The organism is Neobacillus niacini (genome assembly GCF_046591715.1).
Taxonomy (GTDB): Bacteria; Bacillota; Bacilli; order Bacillales; family Cytobacillaceae; genus Neobacillus; species Neobacillus niacini_L.
The window spans coordinates 438,874-460,743 of the sequence record NZ_JAWVNQ010000001.1; the positions used below are offsets into that span (position 1 = coordinate 438,874).

23 protein-coding genes and 1 other annotated feature are annotated in these 21,870 nt (G+C 37.5%); all 23 genes read left to right on the forward strand.

Features of this window, described 5'->3' with window-relative positions; all coding sequences use genetic code 11:
• Position 1 precedes the first annotated feature (1 nt).
• Positions 2 to 976 carry a phospho-N-acetylmuramoyl-pentapeptide-transferase gene (gene mraY, locus SFC47_RS02325; protein WP_411252653.1) on the forward strand — a complete coding sequence of 325 codons (975 nt, stop codon included), beginning with the start codon at positions 2 to 4 and terminating at the stop codon, positions 974 to 976.
• Positions 977 to 2,329 carry a UDP-N-acetylmuramoyl-L-alanine--D-glutamate ligase gene (gene murD, locus SFC47_RS02330; protein ID WP_411252654.1) on the forward strand — a complete coding sequence of 451 codons (1,353 nt, stop codon included), beginning with the start codon at positions 977 to 979 and terminating at the stop codon, positions 2,327 to 2,329.
• Positions 2,330 to 2,426: 97 nt separating this feature from the next.
• A complete protein-coding gene (gene spoVE / locus SFC47_RS02335; RefSeq protein WP_411252655.1) occupies positions 2,427 to 3,527 on the forward strand; it encodes a stage V sporulation protein E in 1,101 nt (366 codons plus the stop codon).
• A gap of 154 nt (positions 3,528 to 3,681) precedes the next feature.
• Complete coding sequence (gene murG / locus SFC47_RS02340; RefSeq protein WP_411252656.1) at positions 3,682 to 4,785, forward strand: undecaprenyldiphospho-muramoylpentapeptide beta-N-acetylglucosaminyltransferase; 1,104 nt, start codon at positions 3,682 to 3,684, stop codon at positions 4,783 to 4,785.
• A gap of 63 nt (positions 4,786 to 4,848) precedes the next feature.
• Positions 4,849 to 5,757, forward strand: coding sequence for a UDP-N-acetylmuramate dehydrogenase (gene murB / locus SFC47_RS02345; protein WP_411252657.1), 909 nt, complete (start codon positions 4,849 to 4,851; stop codon positions 5,755 to 5,757).
• 193 nt (positions 5,758 to 5,950) lie between these two features.
• Positions 5,951 to 6,751 (forward strand): cell division protein FtsQ/DivIB, encoded by an 801-nt coding sequence (locus tag SFC47_RS02350; RefSeq protein WP_411252658.1) that lies wholly within the window; start codon positions 5,951 to 5,953, stop codon positions 6,749 to 6,751.
• Positions 6,732 to 7,439, forward strand: coding sequence for a DUF881 domain-containing protein (locus SFC47_RS02355; RefSeq protein ID WP_411253603.1), 708 nt, complete (start codon positions 6,732 to 6,734; stop codon positions 7,437 to 7,439). The genes SFC47_RS02350 and SFC47_RS02355 overlap by 20 nt, the downstream gene beginning before the upstream one ends.
• 49 nt (positions 7,440 to 7,488) lie before the next feature.
• Positions 7,489 to 8,226, forward strand: coding sequence for a DUF881 domain-containing protein (locus SFC47_RS02360; protein ID WP_411252659.1), 738 nt, complete (start codon positions 7,489 to 7,491; stop codon positions 8,224 to 8,226).
• A complete protein-coding gene (locus SFC47_RS02365) occupies positions 8,226 to 8,588 on the forward strand; it encodes a small basic family protein (RefSeq protein WP_411252660.1) in 363 nt (120 codons plus the stop codon). The genes SFC47_RS02360 and SFC47_RS02365 overlap by 1 nt, the downstream gene beginning before the upstream one ends.
• A 127-nt stretch (positions 8,589 to 8,715) precedes the next feature.
• Positions 8,716 to 10,002, forward strand: coding sequence for a cell division protein FtsA (gene ftsA / locus SFC47_RS02370; protein WP_411252661.1), 1,287 nt, complete (start codon positions 8,716 to 8,718; stop codon positions 10,000 to 10,002).
• A gap of 42 nt (positions 10,003 to 10,044) precedes the next feature.
• Positions 10,045 to 11,178 carry a cell division protein FtsZ gene (gene ftsZ / locus SFC47_RS02375; RefSeq protein ID WP_411252662.1) on the forward strand — a complete coding sequence of 378 codons (1,134 nt, stop codon included), beginning with the start codon at positions 10,045 to 10,047 and terminating at the stop codon, positions 11,176 to 11,178.
• Positions 11,179 to 11,415: 237 nt separating this feature from the next.
• Positions 11,416 to 12,354, forward strand: a complete 939-nt coding sequence (gene spoIIGA / locus SFC47_RS02380) for a sigma-E processing peptidase SpoIIGA (protein ID WP_411252663.1) — start codon at positions 11,416 to 11,418, stop codon at positions 12,352 to 12,354.
• Between the two features lie 44 nt (positions 12,355 to 12,398).
• Complete coding sequence (gene sigE / locus SFC47_RS02385) at positions 12,399 to 13,118, forward strand: RNA polymerase sporulation sigma factor SigE (protein WP_063251599.1); 720 nt, start codon at positions 12,399 to 12,401, stop codon at positions 13,116 to 13,118.
• Positions 13,119 to 13,308: 190 nt separating this feature from the next.
• Positions 13,309 to 14,088, forward strand: coding sequence for an RNA polymerase sporulation sigma factor SigG (sigG, locus tag SFC47_RS02390; RefSeq protein WP_045515367.1), 780 nt, complete (start codon positions 13,309 to 13,311; stop codon positions 14,086 to 14,088).
• 197 nt (positions 14,089 to 14,285) lie between these two features.
• Complete coding sequence (locus SFC47_RS02395; protein ID WP_411252664.1) at positions 14,286 to 14,555, forward strand: YlmC/YmxH family sporulation protein; 270 nt, start codon at positions 14,286 to 14,288, stop codon at positions 14,553 to 14,555.
• A gap of 73 nt (positions 14,556 to 14,628) precedes the next feature.
• Positions 14,629 to 15,453, forward strand: coding sequence for a peptidoglycan editing factor PgeF (gene pgeF / locus SFC47_RS02400; protein WP_411252665.1), 825 nt, complete (start codon positions 14,629 to 14,631; stop codon positions 15,451 to 15,453).
• Positions 15,450 to 16,127, forward strand: a complete 678-nt coding sequence (locus tag SFC47_RS02405) for a YggS family pyridoxal phosphate-dependent enzyme (protein ID WP_411252666.1) — start codon at positions 15,450 to 15,452, stop codon at positions 16,125 to 16,127. The genes pgeF and SFC47_RS02405 overlap by 4 nt, the downstream gene beginning before the upstream one ends.
• Positions 16,128 to 16,139: 12 nt before the next feature.
• Positions 16,140 to 16,574, forward strand: a complete 435-nt coding sequence (locus SFC47_RS02410) for a cell division protein SepF (protein WP_411252667.1) — start codon at positions 16,140 to 16,142, stop codon at positions 16,572 to 16,574.
• Between the two features lie 5 nt (positions 16,575 to 16,579).
• Positions 16,580 to 16,843 carry a YggT family protein gene (locus SFC47_RS02415; protein WP_411252668.1) on the forward strand — a complete coding sequence of 88 codons (264 nt, stop codon included), beginning with the start codon at positions 16,580 to 16,582 and terminating at the stop codon, positions 16,841 to 16,843.
• Positions 16,844 to 16,877: 34 nt separating this feature from the next.
• The gene (locus tag SFC47_RS02420; RefSeq protein ID WP_411252669.1) at positions 16,878 to 17,651 is read left to right on the forward strand and encodes a YlmH family RNA-binding protein; all 774 of its coding nucleotides are present in this window, start codon (positions 16,878 to 16,880) and stop codon (positions 17,649 to 17,651) included.
• 93 nt (positions 17,652 to 17,744) lie between these two features.
• Complete coding sequence (locus SFC47_RS02425; protein WP_179160910.1) at positions 17,745 to 18,260, forward strand: DivIVA domain-containing protein; 516 nt, start codon at positions 17,745 to 17,747, stop codon at positions 18,258 to 18,260.
• Positions 18,261 to 18,310: 50 nt separating this feature from the next.
• Positions 18,311 to 18,542, forward strand: a binding site (T-box leader).
• Between the two features lie 73 nt (positions 18,543 to 18,615).
• Positions 18,616 to 21,387 carry an isoleucine--tRNA ligase gene (gene ileS / locus SFC47_RS02430; protein ID WP_411252670.1) on the forward strand — a complete coding sequence of 924 codons (2,772 nt, stop codon included), beginning with the start codon at positions 18,616 to 18,618 and terminating at the stop codon, positions 21,385 to 21,387.
• A gap of 147 nt (positions 21,388 to 21,534) precedes the next feature.
• Positions 21,535 to 21,831, forward strand: coding sequence for a hypothetical protein (locus SFC47_RS02435; RefSeq protein WP_411252671.1), 297 nt, complete (start codon positions 21,535 to 21,537; stop codon positions 21,829 to 21,831).
• The last annotated feature ends 39 nt before the right edge of the window (positions 21,832 to 21,870 follow it).

Genomic DNA, 21,870 nt, shown 5'->3' on the forward strand with positions numbered 1-21,870 from the left:
AATGCTGGAGCAAGTTATTTTTTTCACAATTTTAATGGGCTTCCTGATAACTGTATTACTTTCTCCAATTTTTATTCCCTTCTTAAGAAGGTTGAAATTTGGACAAAGCATTAGGGAAGAAGGCCCAAAATCCCATCAAGTAAAAACAGGTACACCAACGATGGGTGGAATCATGATTTTATTTTCTATTATTATTACCACTCTTGTTATGACTGGAAAATTTGCTGAACCGACGGTTAAAACCTACTTGCTTGTTCTTGTAACCTTTGGATTTGGTTTACTTGGATTTTTGGATGACTTTATTAAGGTGGCATTAAAGCGTAATTTAGGCTTAACCTCAAGACAAAAGCTTTTAGGACAAATTATTATTTCCGTTATTTTTTATCTTGTTTATAAAGAAAATGGTTTTCCTACGGAGATCACTATCCCAGGAAGTGATTACTCCATTGAGTTAGGCTGGTTCTTTGTGTTTTTCATAGTATTTTGGCTGGTAGGCTTCTCAAATGCAGTCAATTTGACAGATGGACTAGATGGCCTCTTATCAGGTACAGCTGCCATTGCTTTTGGCGCTTATGCTGTTCTAGCTTGGAATCAGTCGCAGATGGAAGTGGCAATTTTCTCAGTGGCTGTTGCTGGGGCTGTATTAGGGTTCCTGGTTTTTAATGCCCACCCTGCAAAGGTATTTATGGGTGATACAGGTTCCCTTGCATTAGGTGGTGCTATTGCTTCTATTGCGATTTTAACAAAGTTAGAATTATTATTGGTTATTATAGGCGGTGTCTTTGTAATAGAAACCTTGTCGGTAATTTTGCAGGTAATCTCCTTCAAAACCACAGGGAAACGAATTTTTCGGATGAGTCCTCTTCATCACCATTATGAGCTGCTTGGCTGGTCGGAGTGGAAGGTTGTTGTAACTTTTTGGAGCGTAGGGTTAATATTAGCGATACTAGGTATCTATATTGAGGTGTGGTTATAATTGAAGCAGATAAATACGTATCTTCATAAAAAAATTCTTGTCCTTGGACTGGCCAAAAGCGGGGTAAGCGCTGCGGCTCTATTACATAAGCTTGGTGCGTTTGTGACAGTAAATGATAAAAAACCATTATCAGAAAACCCAGAAGCGCAGGGGTTACTAGAGCAAGGCATTAAAGTTATCTGTGGTGAACATCCTGTTGAATTACTTGATGAAGGATTCGAACTTATCGTTAAAAACCCAGGTATTCCTTATCAAAATCCAATCATCAAAGGTGCAGTAGAGAAAGGTATACCTGTAATAACTGAGGTAGAGTTAGCCTACCAAATATCCGAAGCGCCATTCATTGGTATTACTGGAACAAATGGAAAAACAACCACGACAACTCTCATTTTTGAAATGTTGAATGCAGGAGGAAAGAAGCCATTAATTGCAGGTAATATTGGGACGGTAGCATCTGGAGTGGCGGAGGAAGCAGCCGCAGAAAATAATATCGTTATTGAGTTATCATCCTTCCAATTAATGGGAATAGAAACATTCACTCCTAAGATAGCCGTTATGACAAATTTGTATGATGCTCACTTGGATTACCATGGAAACAGAAAAGAATACATTAAAGCAAAGGCGAATATCACCAAAAATCAAAGTGAAGCCGATTACTTTATCTATAATGCTGACCAGCAGGAAGTGGTGGATATTGCTAAAGATTCCCGGGCTAATTCTATTCCATTTTCTACAAAGCGCGTCATTACTGAAGGTGCATACATCAATGAAGGCTGGATTTGTTTTAAAGGTGAAAAAGTCATGTTATTAGACGAAATCGCCCTTCCAGGTGTTCATAATCTTGAAAATATTTTATCGGCAATGGCTGCTGCAAAGTTATCCGGTGTAAAGAATGATGCCATCCAAAGTGTCCTGCGAACTTTTACAGGGGTTAAGCATCGGCTTCAATATGTTACAGATATTGATGGGAGAAAATTCTATAATGACTCAAAGGCAACAAATATCTTAGCAACCGTAAATGCACTTCAGGCTTTTAAGACTCCCATCATCCTGTTAGCCGGCGGCCTTGATCGTGGAAATGAATTTGATGAACTGCTGCCATATTTGAGGAATGTGAAAGCATTAGTTACCTTTGGTCAAACCTCAGCTAAAATTGAGAGAGTCGGTAAAGAAGCAGGAATAAAACAAATTAACACTGTCGATAATGTTGAAAAGGCCGTGCCTGTTGCTTATGAATACTCAGAGCCTGGCGACGTTATTTTGTTATCTCCTGCATGTGCAAGCTGGGACCAATATAAAACTTTTGAAGTCAGGGGAGACATTTTTATCGAAGCGGTGCATAAGCTTAAGTAAGGGCTTGTCCGAAAAGCGGAAGCGGCTTTCAGAGTTTTGGAACATAAACTTCTGATGTGTGCACAAGCCCTAAAACTTGCTATTAGAGGTGTTAGGTGTGCCGACAAAGAGAACAACTCCTGATTTTATATTATTAATTTGTACATTTACGTTATTAGCAGTAGGACTCATTATGGTTTATAGTGCGAGTGCGGTTTGGGCGGAATATAAATTTGATGATTCTTTCTTCTTCGCAAAGAGACAGACTCTTTTTGCGGGAGTTGGGATTGCTGCTATGTTTTTTATCATGAATATTAATTATTGGACCTGGAGAGAGTGGTCAAAGGTTTTATTGATCACCTGCTTTGTGCTCTTAATACTCGTACTTATTCCTGGAGTTGGTAATGTGCGGAATGGCTCACGAAGCTGGATTGGTGTAGGTGCCTTCTCTATTCAGCCATCGGAGTTTATGAAACTTGCAATGATTGCCTTTTTAGCTAAGTTTCTTTCAGAAAGACAGAAGTTAATCACCTCTTTCAGACAAGGCCTGGTGCCATCTTTAGGTCTTGTATTTATCGCCTTTGCCCTAATTATGCTGCAGCCAGATTTAGGCACTGGAACAGTAATGATAGGCACATGTGTGGTAATGATATTTATTGCTGGTGCTCGTATTGGACATTTTGCTTTATTGGGTTTAATAGGTCTGGCAGGCTTTGTAGGTTTGGTTGCTTCTGCACCTTATAGAATGAAACGGATTACCTCTTTCTTAGACCCTTGGCAAGATCCATTAGGAAGTGGCTTTCAAATTATTCAATCGCTATATGCAATTGGTCCTGGCGGTTTATTCGGCCTTGGCCTTGGTGAAAGCAGACAAAAGTTCTTTTATTTACCTGAACCGCAGACTGACTTCATATTTGCAATATTAGCAGAAGAACTGGGGTTTATTGGCGGTTCCTTTATCCTCCTTTTATTTGCACTGTTGTTATGGAGGGGAATACGTATTGCTCTCGGGGCACCTGATTTATACGGAAGCTTTCTGGCAGTTGGAATTATTTCAATGGTCGCAATTCAAGTTATGATAAACGTCGGAGTAGTAACCGGGTTAATGCCTGTTACTGGAATCACCCTTCCGTTCTTGAGTTATGGCGGATCTTCTCTAACCTTAATGTTAATGGCTATAGGTGTTTTATTAAATATTAGCCGTTACTCTAGATATTAATCTACCCTGTTTTTAGGCAGGGTTCTTTTTATTTATTTCGTTTGTAAGTTTACAATTAGATAACATTCTTTTTTCAGACCTTACCTTCTGTTAATTTTATAGTAAGATAGGATAAGAAATGAGCATAAAGCATTTTTTTATTTGAGGTGGACATATGAAAATAGTAGTAAGCGGCGGAGGAACTGGAGGACATATTTATCCAGCTCTTGCACTCATAAGGAAAATACAGAAAGAAAATAAAGATGCGCAAGTTTTATACATAGGGACTAAGAATGGGTTAGAAAGTACAATTGTTCCTCGGGAAAAGATTCCTTTTAAATCTATTCATATTACCGGCTTCAAAAGAAAATTATCCTTCGATAATATTAAAACGATTTTAAGATTTCTAAAAGGTGCTAGCGACAGTAAAAAGATGCTAAAAGAATTCCAGCCAGACATTGTAATTGGGACAGGTGGTTATGTCTGTGGACCTGTTGTTTATGCAGCCGCAAAGTTAAATATTCCGACCATTGTTCACGAACAGAATAGTGTACCGGGATTAACAAATAAATTCTTGAGCAGATTTGTTAATAAAATTGCCATTTGCTTTGAGGAAGCAAGGGAATACTTTCCAAAGGAGAAGGTTGTGTTTACTGGCAACCCTCGGGCATCTGAAGTTATGGGGCAGGATGGTATCAGGGGAAGACTTTCGACTGGATTAAGTACAACAATGCCAGCTGTATTAATTTTCGGAGGCAGCCGCGGAGCAAGACCCATAAATGATGCAGTTGTTAAAGGACTCTCTGAATTTGGTGAAAAACCCTACCAAGTACTCTACATTACGGGTGATGTGCATTTTAATGATGTACAAAAAGAAGCAGAACTAGTTGGAAGTCCTAAAAACGTAGTAATTAAACCATTTATTCATAATATGCCAGAGGTTCTGGCAGGGATTGACTTAGTCGTCTCAAGGGCTGGTGCAACAACACTTGCCGAGATTACTTCATTAGGAATTCCGAGTATACTTGTGCCAAGTCCATATGTTACGAATAACCATCAAGAAAAAAATGCAAGGTCACTTAGTGATCATGGAGCAGCAGAATTACTTCTCGAGAAAGACCTTAACAGTAAAAGTCTTATTCAACATATAGACAAAATTCTGTTAGACCAAGAGAATCTTAAGATGATGAAAATAAAAGCACAAAAATTAGGGGTGCCGGACTCTGCAGAAAGACTATATAAAGTCATGAAGCAGCTTGTCAAAGGAAAACAAAAGTAGCCCAAAACAGTTTTTTGCATAAACTAAAACTATACGTTTGTTTTGAAAGATAGGGTGATAAGAATGGACGGATTATTAACAGAAGTTCAGGAACTAAATATTGGAAAAGTAAAGGTTAATGAAATGTTATCACAGCATACAACCATGAAAATTGGAGGTCCTGCTGATCTTTTAATTGAACCATCAAGTTTAGAAAATATCCAAAAAGTAATGACCTTTATTAAGAAACGCAATATCCCTTGGAGGGCTATTGGAAGGGGCTCTAATCTGCTTGTGTCCGATAAGGGGATTGAAGGTGTAGTAATAAAATTAGGCTCTGGATTGGATCATCTAACTATTAATGACTCTGCTATTACAGTTGGAGGAGGACATTCATTAGTCAGCCTATCTACATTAATTTCGAAAAAGGGTTTATCTGGGCTTGAATTTGCGAGTGGTATCCCTGGTTCAGTGGGCGGAGCCGTTTACATGAATGCAGGAGCGCATGGTTCTGATATTAGTAAGATTTTAACAAAGGCACACATCTTATTTGAAGACGGGACCATTGAATGGCTTACAAATGATGAAATGGAGTTCACTTATAGGACCTCAGTCCTTCAAAAGAAACGACCAGGTATCGTACTTGAAGCAGAATTTAAGTTAACAGAGGGTGACAGAACCACGATTGTCTCCAAAATGCAAAAAAACAAAGATTATCGCAAGGAAACACAGCCATGGAATTTTCCTTGTGCAGGGAGTATCTTTCGGAACCCTCTGCCCAATTATGCAGGTAAATTAATTGAGGAAGCTGGTTTAAAAGGTTTCCAAATTGGCGGTGCAAAAATATCTGAAATGCATGGAAATTTTATCGTAAATGCAGGTAATGCAACAGCCAAGGATGTCCTTGATTTAATCCAATATATAAAAGATAAAATTCAAGCATTATATGGAATTGAAATGGAAACCGAGGTAGAAATTATTGGTCGAAAGTAATAAGAATAAATCGTACCAATTACAATTTTTGTGGTATAATTACTCATTATAAATATGGAAAAAAACTGAGAAAATGAATGACGGCATGATTTTTCGTGCCGTTGTTTTCGCTTTTTAGGCTCTAAAAAGCGGGTAGATATTATAGGTTTTCTTTTAGGACATGCTAAGCGTTATTCTTAATGGAGGGAAGTGTATGGATAAAGGTAAGATTGTCGCTCTCGAAGATCGAATCCCAAAGCTAAAAGAGCAAAGACGACGAAAAGCCAACAGAAGGCTTATTTTTCTTCTATTTTTGTTCTTTACTATGATTGCCGTCGTCGCTTATGTACAGTCGCCATTAAGTCATGTAAAAAAGATAACCATTAAGGGAAATGATTTACTGTCAACAAATGAAATTATAAGTACAAGTCATTTATCTAAACAAACAAATATTTGGAGTGTTAAAACCGATTCAATTGCATTAAAACTACAAAAATTAAATGTTATTAAAGAAGCAAAGGTAAAAATAATCTGGCCAAATACCGTAGTGATTGAGATTGAGGAACGGGAAAAAATCGCTTACCTCGAGTCGGAAAACTCCTATTATCCTGTAATGGAAAATGGAAAAATCCTAAAGGATAGGGAAGTGTCTGAGGTACCAATAAATGCACCTATTCTATTTAAATTTAAAGAGGGGGCAATCCTAAAAGAGACTGTCTCTGCCCTTGTTGAGCTTCCCGATGAAGTTCTAAATGCAATCTCTGAATTACACTATACCCCGAAAAAAACGGATCAATATCATATATCTTTATTTATGAATGATGGTTTTGAAGTGCGTGCCACATTACGAAGCTTCTCGGAAAAAATGATCCATTATCCTTCAATCATTAGCCAGTTAGATCCTACCAAAAAGGGTATTATTGATTTAGAGGTAGGTTCATATTTTAAAGCCTATGAGTTGGAAGCAGATGAATCGGAGGAATCAGAAATTGAGAATGATAAAGGTGAAGGGTAAACATGTAATTTTATCCCTTGTATGCCTTGTTCTTGGGTTTATGATTGCATTTTCTTATCACTTTACTCAAAAAGAAATAAATCAGAAAAACACAAATTTAACAAGTAAACAATGGGAAAAAACCTTAGACCTAAGAAATCAATTAATTGAAATTGAAGAAACGAATCGGAAATTGCAAAAGGAATTAAACCGGAAGCAAAATATGGTACTAGAAAACGAAAAAGATCTTTCCAAAGAAGCAGAAGCATATTTGACACTTGCCGAGAATGCAGAAAAATATCGAATGTTCTTAGGGAAAGTTAAGGTTAAAGGTCAAGGTGTAATGGTACAGCTGGCAGACGGGGCCTACAAACCTGAAGAAGAAAATATCAATAACTATCTAGTCCATGAACATCATGTTTTTAAAGTTATAAATGAACTTTACATCTCAGGGGCTGCTGCCATTGCTATTAATGGGCAAAGATTAACAAGTCAATCGTATATACTATGCGATGGACCAGTAATTACTATCGATGGAATTCAACATCCCGCACCGTTTGTTATTACAGCTATTGGAGACCCTGAGGTTTTGGCATCTGCAATAAACCTCACTGGCGGTGTGAAAGACCAATTAGTTAACGATAATATTGTCTTTACCCTAGAAAAACAGAATGAAATTATCCTAAATCCCATTTTAGGAAATTCATAGATTATTACTATGTCCACGATAGATAAATTTAAAAGGCAGGGTGAAAAAAGTGGACAAGCATAAAAAAAACTTTAGCTTTATTGCCATATCTGCTGTAATTGGATTTATGATTGCCATTCAATTTCAAACAGTAAAAGAACCTGTTGAACGTGATACTCGTGATTTATGGCAGCTACGGGAGGCATTGCTTCAAGAAAAAGAATTGCAATCTGAATTGTTAAGTGAGATCAGATCAATTGAAGAAAAGCTGCTTGCCTATGAATCAAAACAAAAGCAAAGTAAAGAACAGGCATTAAGAGATACAATTGAAGAATTGAAAGTTGAGGCCGGATTAACAGAAGTGCAAGTTCCAGGTTTAACTTTGAGAATTGAACCTATTTTGGAAGATATTCAAATCGGAGCTCATGTTTCTAAGGATCTCTCACCTGAATTGCTTAAAAGGTTATTAAACGAATTAAATATGTATGACGCCAAGTATGTTTCAGTAGATGGTCAAAGAATTATCAATACTACGGTCATAAGAGAGATTACGAATGAAACTAAAATTGATGGTCATGCATTATCCAAATTTCCCATAGAAGTTAAAGTCGGTGTCGATAATTTTGAGGTAGCTGAAAAGCTATACAATCGGATAAAAGCCTCCAAAGCAACAGAGGAATTTTTCACTGAAAGCCTTAAGTTGACTATATCAGAACCAATTCCTGAGGTTACCATCCCCGCATATGATAATCCTATCCAAATTCGATATTTGGAGTCATTGAAGGCGAACGAAGGAGGGAATACATAATGTGGCTGCCATTTTTAGGATTAATCATTGGGATACTCCTGGGACTGTTAACAGATATAAGGATTCCTGAAGAATATTCTAATTATCTATCAATTGCAGTTCTGGCAGCTCTTGATACATTATTTGGCGGAATAAGAGCTCATCTGCAAAATATTTATGATGAAAAAGTATTTGTTTCAGGGTTCTTTTTTAATATTTTACTTGCTGCAAGTTTAGCTTTTCTAGGCGTTCATCTTGGTGTAGACTTGTATTTAGCAGCTGTATTTGCTTTTGGTGTACGCTTATTTCAAAATATTGCTGTAATAAGAAGAATATTATTGACAAAATGGTCTAATTCAAAAGAAAAAATAGAAAAAAATTGATTTTTTTAAAGGGAATTATTTAGTTGTGACGAATAATTTTATAAGATATAGGTGTGTACTTTTTATTAATATATCTTGTGAAATATAATGTTGTTCGACTGAAGTAATGCTAAGGAGGTGCCAAAGAATGAACAGCAATGAAATATATGTAAGTCTTGACATCGGTACATCCAGTGTAAAAGTAATCATCGGTGAAATTGTCAATGACTCTATCAATATAATTGGTGTTGGAAATGTAAAGTCGGAAGGACTTCGTAAGGGATCTATCATTGACATCAATGATACCGTTCATTCTATTAAACGTGCAATTGAAGAAGCAGAAAGAATGATTGGAATGGAAATACGACAAGTGATTGTAGGTATTTCCGGCAATCAGGTTGCTCTTGAACCATGCCGTGGAATTGTAGGAGTTTCTAGTCAAAACCGTGAAATTACAAATGATGATGTTAGACGTGTTATTGAAGAGGCTCAAGTTGTTTCTATTCCTCAGGATAGAGAAATTATCGGAGTAATACGAAAACAGTTCATCCTTGATGGCAAGGATGAGATTAATAACCCGTGTGGTATGATTGGCGTTCGTTTAGAAGTAGAAGGAACACTTATCACTGGATCTAATGCTATTATTACAAATACACTGCGTTGTGTAGAACGTGCCGGCTTAGAAATAACGGACATTATTTTACAGCCGCTTGCAGCGGGTGATTATGCATTGTCAAAAGATGAGAAGAACTTAGGCGTTGCATTAGTTGATTTAGGCGGAGGGTCGACCACCATCGCTTATTTCGAACAAGGATACTTGGCAGCAACGAGTGTGATTCCGGTTGGAGGAGATTTAATTACTAATGACCTTTCAAAGGTATTACACACTTCTACCGAGGATGCCGAAAAAATCAAAGTAAAATATGGACATGCTTTTTACGATGATGCGTCAGAGGATGAATTCTTCAGTGTTCCTATTATAGGAAGTGATCAGCATCAGCAATTCAATCAATTATATGTATCTGAAATCATAGAAGCAAGAATGGAAGAAATCTTTGAATTAATTGCTCATGAATTGAAACGACTCGGAATAAATGATTTACCTGGTGGATTCGTTTTTACAGGCGGTACTGCAAATATGCAAGGTATATTAGAACTTGCTCAATCTATATTCCAAAGTCCCGTTCGCAAAGCTGTTCCCAATTATATTGGAGTAAGAGAACCTCAATATACAACAGCGGTTGGTTTAATCAAATATGCATACAAGAATGCTAGATTACCAGGTGGGACCTTCGTCGCTTCAGCACCTGTTTCTGAACCAATCGAGAAGAAAGTCCAAAAACAACAACAACAACCGAAAGCAAAACCAGAAAAACATCCGGAAGATAAGATGTCATCAAAAGTAAAAAAATTCCTTGGTCTCTTTTTCGAATAAGCTAACACGAAAAGGAATATCGACGAATTAGGAGGATTTGTCATGTTAGAGTTTGATACAAATTTAGATTCTCTTGCTACTATAAAAGTAATTGGGGTTGGCGGCGGAGGAAACAATGCAGTAAACCGAATGATTGAACATGGTGTTCAAGGAGTCGAATTCATTGCAGTTAATACGGATGCACAAGCATTAAACCTCTCAAAAGCAGAAGTGAAAATGCAAATTGGTTCAAAATTAACGAGAGGACTTGGTGCTGGTGCCAATCCTGAGGTTGGTAAGAAAGCTGCAGAAGAAAGTAAAGAACAATTAGAGGATGCTCTGCGTGGTGCAGATATGGTGTTTGTAACTGCTGGTATGGGCGGCGGTACAGGTACAGGTGCTGCACCTGTAATAGCACAAATTGCCCGTGGTTTAGGTGCTCTAACAGTTGGTGTTGTAACACGGCCGTTTACATTTGAAGGGAAAAAGCGTTCTAATCAGGCTGCGGGTGGAATCGGTGCCATGAAAGAGGCTGTGGATACTTTAATTGTAATCCCGAATGACCGACTGCTTGAAATAGTAGATAAAAGTACTCCAATGCTTGAAGCATTCCGTGAAGCGGACAATGTGCTCCGTCAAGGGGTTCAGGGTATTTCAGATTTAATCGCGGTTCCGGGTCTAATTAACCTAGACTTTGCAGATGTGAAGACAATTATGTCTAACAAAGGATCTGCCTTAATGGGAATTGGTATGGCAACGGGTGAAAATCGTGCCACTGAAGCAGCGAAAAAAGCAATTAGCTCCCCTCTGCTAGAAACGTCTATCGATGGTGCACAAGGAGTTCTGATGAATATTACTGGCGGCAGCAATTTAAGCCTGTATGAGGTTCAAGAGGCTGCGGATATTGTAGCAACTGCTTCTGATCAAGAAGTAAATATGATCTTTGGATCAGTGATTAATGAAAATCATAAAGATGAAATCATCGTTACAGTTATTGCAACTGGATTTAATGAAGAGGTTATCCAGCCAAAAGCAACTCGTCCAGCCTTTGGTCAAGCAAAACCACAAATGGGTACTGTTAAGCCAAAACGTGAAGAGGCACCGCAAGAACCGGTTCGGAATAACCATGCACATGCACCACAAGAAGAAACGCTTGATATTCCAACATTTTTACGTAACAGAAATCGTAGAAGATAAAAGAAGAAGGCATGGTCCAAAAGGACCATGCCTTTTTTGTATAAATGTAATTAGACAAAATACGTTGTTTATAGTGGAAATTTCTGTTTTTTTGATTACAGAAAGTGACACACTTCAGCCCATTAAATAGGTTATACTTTTCCCTAAACAGAATAATAGAAATGAAGTTCATACACCCTTATGAAGAATCCATAAAGCTGCTAAAAAGCTTTTGACATTTAAAAGGGGGAAGGCTTGTTGTCGGTATATTTAGATATTATTTGGGCTCTTAATCTGTTATTTGATAGCCTTCTCCTATATCTATCAGCCATTTTTCTAAAAAGACGAATTGTGATATGGAGATTATTTGCAGGCGGTTTTGTTGGGTCATTAATAATATTATTTTCATTTACACCATTAAATATCTATTCCAATCATCCAATATCCAAGCTTCTATTCTCGGTTGTAATGGTTCTAGTAGTATTTGGTTATAAACGTTTTTCTTTTTTCATAAAGGCGTTAATGACTCTATATGTAACAACCTTTCTAATAGGAGGAGCATTAATCGGAGCTCATTATTTTGTTCAATTTGATCAAGAGATGTCTACAAAAGTAATGATTTCCAATGTTACAGGGTTTGGTGATCCCATTAGCTGGCTTTTTGTTCTGCTGGGTTTTCCAATTGCATGGCATTTTTCGAAAAGGAATATTGAAGGTATGGAAATGACCAAAATTCAATTTGATCAGATTGTGAATGTCACGGTAAGAATTAATGATGAATCTTATACTTTTAAGGGTCTTGTAGACAGTGGAAATCAGCTATATGATCCATTAACCAAACTTCCTGTTATGTTTGTATCTATTAAGAATTGCTTTGAAAAAGTGGCAGAACCGGTAAGAAAAATGGCAGCAGATCCTGAATCTCTGGTCCTCGGGAATGTTGAGTTTCCAGTAGAATGGCAAAATAAGCTTAGGATTGTACCGTGCCGGGTAGTAGGACAAGAGCATCAACTAATCGCAGCAGTTAAGCCTGACTCCATATTGATTGACTCTAAGGGTGAAAGTTATTTATGTGAAAAAGGCCTTGTATCGTTTACCATGCAGCAATTATCCTCAGACGATGCCTTTCAATGCATCGTACATCCGAAAATGCTCACTGGACCAAAGCAGCATGATGATTCGGCGAAAGTAAGCTAATAATACTATACTCGAAAAAACAGATTTTAGAAGGAGGAACTTCTGTGAAAAAATGGAGACTTCGCTTATCCTACTACTGGTATAAGATACTAATCAAATTAGGAATTAAAAGTGATGAAGTTTATTATATTGGCGGCAGCGAAGCCTTACCGCCTCCTTTAAGTAAGGATGAAGAAGAGCTGCTTTTAAATAAGCTTCCAGGCGGTGATAAGGCCGCAAGATCGATATTAATAGAACGTAACCTAAGGCTTGTCGTATATATTGCTAGAAAATTTGAAAACACCGGTATTAATATAGAGGACTTAATTAGTATTGGTACCATTGGCTTAATTAAAGCAGTCAATACGTTTAATCCAGAGAAAAAAATTAAGCTGGCTACATATGCATCTAGATGTATTGAAAATGAAATTCTCATGTATTTGAGGAGAAATAATAAAATTAGATCTGAAGTTTCATTTGATGAACCATTAAATATTGATTGGGACGGTAATGAATTATTATTATCTGATGTATTGGGAACGGATGATGATATTATTACCAAGGATTTAGAAGCAAATGTAGATAGAAAGTTATTAACCAAAGCATTGCATCAGCTTAGTGATCGGGAAAAGCAGATTATGGAGCTTCGCTTCGGACTTACCAATGGAGAAGAAAAGACACAGAAGGATGTAGCTGACATGCTTGGTATTTCTCAATCATATATATCCCGTCTGGAAAAAAGAATAATTAAAAGATTAAGAAAAGAATTTAATAAGATGGTTTGATGACGAACTTAGTCGTTTGCAAGAAAAAGAAAAAAGAATTTTTTCATGCCGAAAGACCATTGAAATTAAAGTGAAAATCGTGTTTTTCGACAATCCCTATAACATTCCTTAGAAAGTACAAGTGCATATTTTTCCTCTTCAAGGAAATACTGTTTTTTGTACAGCAACTCCTATGAGGAGGGAAAAGGGATTGACTCGAAATAAAGTTGAAATTTGCGGCGTAGATACATCAAAACTTCCTGTATTAAAAAATGAAGAAATGAGATTACTCTTCAAGCAAATGCAAGAGGGCGATATTACAGCACGAGAAAAACTCGTCAACGGAAATTTACGGCTCGTACTTAGTGTTATTCAAAGGTTTAATAACCGTGGCGAGTTTGTTGATGATCTGTTTCAGGTTGGCTGTATTGGGCTTATGAAATCGATTGATAACTTTGATTTAAGTCAAAACGTTAAGTTTTCCACTTATGCCGTACCGATGATTATTGGCGAAATACGCAGGTACCTCCGCGATAATAATCCAATTCGCGTGTCAAGGTCCTTAAGAGATATCGCTTATAAGGCCTTGCAAGTAAGGGAACGATTAATGAGTGAAACTTCACGGGAACCGACTGCTGAGGAGATTGCTAAAGTATTAGAAGTCCCTCACGAAGAAATAGTCTTTGCTCTAGACGCTATCCAAGACCCAGTGTCCTTATTCGAACCAATCTATAATGATGGCGGCGACCCCATTTATGTGATGGACCAATTAAGCGATGAACGAAATAAAGACATTCACTGGATTGAAGAGATTGCATTAAAGGAAGGCATGAGACGCTTAAATGAGCGTGAAAAGTTAATTTTAAGAAAGCGATTCTTCCAGGGAAAAACGCAAATGGAAGTAGCCGATGAAATTGGAATATCGCAAGCTCAAGTTTCACGTTTAGAGAAAGCAGCCATTAAACAAATGAATAAAAATATTCAAAGCTAAAGCTGTCCAAGAGGAAACGGCAAATATGCGGGAACATTTAAAGGGTGAATTCGTTACATTTAGTAGCAGTTCACCCTTTCTATTTTCACGCCTGCAGTTTCCTCTTTGGACAGCTTTATTTTTTCGTCAATTTACAGATAAATTAACCAATCTAATCATATATTTTGTTAAGGATAAAAATGGCGGGAGTGAGAGATATGGTCAAAATTTCTGAATTTCAGATTAAAGATGTAGTGAATGTGTCTGATGGTAAAAAGCTTGGAAATATTGGTGATATAGAAATTAATCTTTCAACTGGTAAAATAGAAGCGGTTATTGTCACCGGTAATGGTAAGGTCCTAGGCTTTTTTGGAAGGGAAGAAGATATTGTTATACCATGGAAGAATATAATAAAAATAGGTCAAGATGTAATCTTGGTTAGATTTAAGGGAATTGAAGAAAGAAATGCAGAGGAAATGGAAGTATAGGATTGATTGTCATCTTACGGTGACCAATTTAATTATTCATGGTAAACTAGAAAAAAACAAACGAGGTTGAGTGATGGAACCCTTCGCATTTGGAAATCAATCATATCTTTACATTAAAAATTGGATGGATCAAAATTTCGGGCTAGTTGCTGGACTAACAACTAAATTAGGCGGCAGCAGTAAGGAAGCATTTGACAGTCTTAATATGGGATTTCACGTAGGAGACCAGAAGGAGGCTGTCTGCCATAATCGGAACAAGGTGGCCGGCCTTATTCAATTTCCTCTAAAACATTGGGTAGGCGCAGAACAGACCCATGAAACCCTCATTAGAAAAGTCACGAAGGCTGACCGCGGGGTTGGGGCTGATTCCTACCATAATGCCTTTAAGGGGACGGATGGTTTTTATACTGATGAAGAGGGAGTTTTATTAACTCTTTGCTATGCTGATTGTGTCCCTCTTTTTTTTATTTCTCCTAAACATCGGATGATTGGTGCTGCCCATGCTGGATGGAAGGGAACTGTAAATGAAATTGGACGAAAAATGATAGAGAAATGGGAAGTGGAAGGGATCCTTCCTAATCAAATTTTTGTCACAATAGGGCCATCTATTTGTGAAAAATGTTATATTGTTAATGATTATGTCATCAACTTTGTTGAAAATACTCTAGTAGATGTCGAAGAAAAACCCTATAATTTAATTAAAGAAGGACAGTATACCTTAGACTTACGGAAACTGAATAAATTAATCCTGCAGAAGGCTGGAGTCCCGCCAGAAAATATTCAAATAACTAAACGCTGCTCTAGCTGCGACCAATTTGAATTTTACTCACATCGCCGTGACCAAGGGAAAACAGGAAGGATGTTAAGTTATATTGGATGGAAGGAGACCTCCGAATGAAGGTAGCAGAAAATCTCATACATATTAAACAGCAAATAAGTGATGCATGCCAAAGGGTAAACCGGACTCCTGATGAAGTGAAATTGATTGCCGTAACCAAATATGTCAGTATCAATAGAGCAAAAGAAGCATTGGAAGCTGGAATAATCAATTTAGGTGAAAATAGAGATGATGGGCTGTTAGCAAAGTGGGAAGTATTAGAGGACAAGCCTCATTGGCATTTTATCGGGACACTGCAAACCCGTAAAGTGAAAAATATAATTGATAAAGTTGAATATATTCACTCTTTGGACCGAGTTTCATTAGCAGAGGAAATTAATAAACGTGCGAGTAAGAAAGTAAAATGCCTGGTTCAAGTGAATGTTTCACAAGAAGAATCTAAGCATGGTCTGGCTCCAGAGGATGTAATAGATTTTATTAAAAGTTTACAGCCATATGAGAATATAAGTATTGAAGGTTTAATGACAATGGCCCCATTTATAGATGACGAAGAAATGCTTCGAACTTGTTTTCGAAGGTTAAAAGATCTTCGTGATCAGGTAAAGAATTGTAACCTTGAATTCGCCCCATGTACTGAGCTTTCAATGGGAATGTCTAATGACTTTGTTATAGCCATTGAAGAAGGCGCCACGATGGTTAGAATAGGTACGGCACTTGTCGGTCAAGTCTCTTGAGGAGGAAAAAGAATGACAATAAAATCTAAATTAAAAACATTTTTCTTTTTAGATGATGATTATGATGATAATAATCAGGAGGATTATGAGAAGGTTGAACCAATTAAGCCCCAAAAACTGCCTGCTAAGCCGCAAAACGTTGTAAGTTTGCAGAGTGTACAAAAATCTGCAAAGGTAATCCTAGTCGAACCTAGAGTTTATGCGGAAGCTCAAGATATAACGGACCATTTAAAAAGCCGCCGTGCTGTTGTCGTGAATCTTCAGCGCATCAGTAATGAAGAAGGAAGGCAAATTGTCGATTTTTTAAGTGGAGCAGTGTATGCCTTAAGCGGGGACATACAAAAGATTGGCTCTAGTATATTTTTATGTACACCTGATAATGTTGAAATTTCTGGCAATATTTCTGAACTAGTAAAGGAACAAGAATATCACGATACAAGGTGGTAGTAGGAATGGATATTATTTTTAGCTTTTTGATCCAAATCATCGGGATTTATAAATGGATGCTTATCATTTATATCCTTTTATCATGGTTTCCAAATATGAGAGAATCACAGATTGGGACAATTCTTGGTAAGTTATGTGAACCATTTCTAGAACCATTTAGGAGAATCATTCCGCCAATAGGGATGATGGACTTATCACCTTTAGCAGCATTTCTTATTCTTTCTTTCGCCCCTCAAGGCTTATTAGTTTTGCAAAACTTAATTTCTTAATTCTGCCTTACTTAAATGGTATAAGGAGTTCAACATGAATATTTATCAGCATTTTCGCCCAGAGGAACGGGATTTTATTGACCAAGTATTACATTGGAAGGATTTTGTTGAATCCAGCTATACATCTAAACTTACCGATTTTCTAGATCCAAGAGAGCAGCATATTTTAAAGACACTGATTGGAGAGAATGGAAGTACTAAATACCAATTATTTGGCGGGAGCTCTGAAGGTGAAAGAAAGCGGGCATTAATTATGCCAGATTATTTCATACCAAACGAGAACGATTTTCAAATTACCCTGTTTGAAATTGTCTATCCCGCTAAATTTGTTTCCATAGAACATCCACAAGTTCTCGGTTCTCTTATGTCGTTAGGATTAAAACGCGGGAAATTTGGCGATATCCTTATGAAAGATGAACGTGTTCAATTCTTTACGAGCACAGAAATCAGTGACTATATTAAAAGTAATTTAGAATCAATTGGAAGAGCATCAATAAGATTAAAAGAGGCAGGTCTACATGAGGCAATTACAGTTGATGATTTATGGATGGAACAGGAGCTTACTGTTTCCTCCTTACGCCTAGATACCATCATTTCTGGCATTCATCACATTTCCAGGCAGAAATCCCAAGCGTACATTCAACAAGGATTAGTGAAGGTGAACTGGACTAGTATTGAAAATCATTCCTTTGAATGCCGCGAAGGTGACTTGTTGTCAGTCAGAGGTTACGGAAGAGTAAAGATCTTGTCAATTGAAGGAAGAACCAAAAAGGATAAATGGCGAATCATCGCCGGAAAGCAAAAATAAATTTATCTATTTAGCAGGATTATAGAAAACTTTGTCGAATTTATGCTTTATACATTAATTACATACAGAAGAAAGATTCTTGGAGGTGGCATCATGCCGTTAACGCCGTTAGATATTCACAATAAAGAATTTAATAAAGGTTTTCGTGGTTACGATGAAGACGAGGTAAATGAATTTTTAGACCAAGTCATAAAGGATTATGAATTAGTCCTTCGTGAAAAGAAAGAAATGGAAGAACGTTTGAATGAAATGAAGGACCGTTTAGGTCACTTTGTAAATATAGAAGAAACATTAAACAAGTCTATTGTAATTGCACAAGAGGCTGGAGAAGATGTAAAAAGAAATGCTCAAAAGGAAGCCAAGCTTATTATCAAGGAAGCAGAAAAGAATGCTGACCGCATTGTTAATGAATCACTTTCGAAAGCGAGAAAGATTGCCCTTGAAATCGAGGACTTGAAAAAGCAGTCAAAAGTTTTCCGTACTCGTTTTAAAATGTTAATAGAGGCCCAGCTGGATATGATTAATACCGATGATTGGGATCATCTATTAGAGTATGAGGTAGATGCAACTGAGCTTAAAATCCATCAAGAAGAAGATTCCTTAGCTTGACGAATTGGTATAATTTCGCATATAATTTTCTAATAAGTAAATAAAGAATGGAAATGACAATGAGAGGGACAGTACATTTTTTCATAAACTTTTGATAGCGAGCCGGGGATGGTGGAAGCCTGGGAAAAGTGAGGAAATGGAAAATCACCCTTGAGTCCCAAGCTGAACTACGAAGAGTAAGCTATGGCGGGTTATTCACGTTACGAATCTTAAAGAGGATAGTACTTTTTCGTTCTATCTATCAGGGTGGTACCGCGGGAATAAAACCTTCTCGTCCCTTTTATGGGATGAGAGGGTTTTTTTATTTGTCTATTGGCTATTCTGTTTATGATGAGTGTAACAGGAGGAATATGAAATGGAATATAAAGATACGTTATTAATGCCAAAAACTGAATTTCCTATGCGTGGAAATCTCCCGCAAAGAGAACCTGAAATTCAGGCAAAGTGGGAAGAAATGAATATTTATAAGAAAGTTCAAGAGCGGACCGCAGGACGTCCGATGTTTGTGCTTCATGATGGACCTCCATATGCAAATGGTGATATTCATATGGGCCACGCGCTTAACAAAGTTTTAAAAGATTTTATTGTTCGATATAAATCAATGAGCGGTTACAATGCACCATATGTTCCAGGCTGGGATACTCATGGATTGCCAATTGAACAGGCGTTAACAAATAAGGGAGTAAAACGTAAAGAGATGACGGTAGCCGAATTCCGTCAGCTTTGTACAAAATATGCACTCGAGCAGGTAAGCAATCAGCGTGAACAATTTAAGCGCATTGGAGTTCGTGGTGATTGGGAAAATCCATATATTACTCTAAAGCCTGAATATGAAGCACAGCAAATTAAAGTCTTCGGTGAAATGGCAAAGAAAGGCTATATCTATAAAGGTCTTAAACCTGTTTATTGGTCCCCTTCAAGTGAATCAGCTCTTGCTGAAGCAGAAATTGAATATCAGGATAAAAAATCACCGTCCATTTATGTTGGATTTAAAGTTAAGGATGGAAAAGGCGTTCTTGATACAGATGTTCAAATTGTTATCTGGACGACTACACCATGGACGATTCCGGCTAACTTAGGAATTTCAGTACACCCCGACTTAAGTTATGTAGTCGTTAACACTAATGGTAATAAATATTTAGTGGCGGAAGCCCTGTTAGAAGCAGTAACAAATGAAATTGGCTGGGAAGATGCTGTAGTTATTCAAAAGGTTAAGGGAACTGAATTAGAGAATATCCTTGCAGCACACCCGTTATATGACCGTGATTCTTTAGTTATGTTAGGTGAGCATGTCACAACGGATGCCGGAACAGGCTGTGTTCATACAGCTCCAGGACATGGGGAGGATGACTTTCATGTTGGTCAAAAGTATGGACTTGAGGTTCTTTGCCCTGTCGATGATAAAGGAGTCATGACAAGTGAAGCACCAGGCTTTGAAGGCTTATTTTACGATAGTGCAAATAAGCCAATTGCTCAAGCATTAGAAGAAAAAGACGCGCTCTTAAAGCTTTCTTTTATCACACACTCCTATCCGCATGATTGGAGAACAAAAAAACCTGTCATTTTCAGAGCCACTGCACAATGGTTTGCTTCCATCAAGGATTTCCGCAATGACCTTCTTGAAGCAGTAAAAGAAACAAAATGGGTACCTGCATGGGGCGAAACACGACTATTTAATATGGTCCGTGACCGCGGCGATTGGTGTATTTCCCGCCAGCGTGTCTGGGGAGTACCAATCCCAGTGTTCTATGCTGAAAATGGCGAGGAAATCATCACAGATGAAACGATTGAACATGTTTCTGGCTTATTCCGGGAGTTTGGATCAAATATCTGGTTTGAGCGTGAAGCGAAAGAGCTATTGCCAGAAGGATTTACCCATCCAGGAAGTCCAAACGGGTTGTTTACGAAAGAAACAGACATTATGGATGTTTGGTTTGATTCCGGCTCATCCCACCAAGCAGTACTGTTAGAAAGAGACGATTTGGTCCGCCCGGCGGATTTATATTTAGAAGGTTCAGATCAATATCGAGGCTGGTTTAACTCTTCCTTATCGACGGCTGTTGCAGTAACGGGCAAAGCACCATACAAAGGTGTATTAAGTCATGGTTTTGCTTTAGATGGAGAAGGAAGAAAGATGAGTAAATCATTAGGGAATGTTATGGTACCTGAAAAAGTAATGAAGCAATTAGGTGCAGATATTCTCCGTCTATGGGTAGCATCCGTTGATTACCAGGCTGATGTTCGTGTATCTGATGCAATTCTGAAACAGGTTGCAGAGGTATACAGAAAAATCCGTAACACCTTCCGTTTCTTACTTGGTAACTTGTCCGACTTTAACCCAGCAAGTGATAGGGTTACTTACGAAAACCTTCGTGAAGTTGATCAATTTATGCTTGTGAAATTAAATAAGCTGATTAAATATGTTCGGAATGCTTATGATAATTATGAGTTTGCAGGAATTTATCATGCGATTAACAATTTCTGTACCCTTGACTTAAGTGCCTTTTATCTTGATTTCGCTAAAGATGTTCTCTATATTGAGTCCGTTAACAATCATGAACGGCGTGCGATCCAAACGGTCCTATACGACTCATTACTTGCATTAACAAAATTAGTTTCTCCAATTCTGTCTCATACGGCTGACGAAGTGTGGAATTTCATTCCGGCAGTTAATGAGGAAAGTGTCCAGTTAACTGACATGCCAGAATATCAGGAACTACAAAATGCAGCGGCGTTAGAAGAAAAATGGACATCATTTATGAAGCTTCGTGATGATGTATTAAAAGCACTTGAAGAGGCTAGAAATCAAAAGGTTATTGGTAAATCATTAACTGCAAAAGTTTCTTTATATGTGAATGAAAATACGAAATCACTATTAGACTCAATTCATGAGAATGTGCAGCAATTATTTATTATCTCAGGATTTGAAGTCGCAGGAAGCTATGAACAAGCACCTGAGAATGCAATTAAATTAGAAACAGCTGCGATTCTGGTCTCTAAAGCAGAAGGTGAAACTTGCGAACGCTGTTGGGTTGTAACACCTGAGGTTGGAAAAGATCCAGAACATCCTACACTTTGCCCTCGTTGTGCAGAAGTAGTAAAAGAAAACTATACACATTTAACCTAAATAGAAAAACCCCATGAAAAAATTCATGGGGTTTTTTCATTTTTTATCCTATTCCGTTAATTGTTGTTCCGGTTGTCAAATGTTTTCCCGGGTCAGGCCAAGAGAAAGGGAGATAATATTAGAAATGAATTAACGGAGGTTACAACTATGAATGCAATGCAGGAACAGCTGTTTTGGGAACTCCGTAAAACACAATTAGAAATTTTAAAATCACTGAAAAGTAAGCAGAAAAATGAGTGGATGACTCCAATACTAGAGGATGAGTTAGCAGATATTTCAACAGCCATAAAAAAACTTAAAGAAGGTAATTTTGGTCAGTGTGAAATGTCAGGTGAGCCGCTGCCCGAACATCTTTTAAAGACAATCCCAACAATAAAGTCATCTAAAGATTCTGATATTTTAGAGCACTTTTATAAGAAACCAATAATTTCCGGCTTTTTCTAACCTTCCATTGTTGTTTCGCTATAGATTATGCTAAAATGC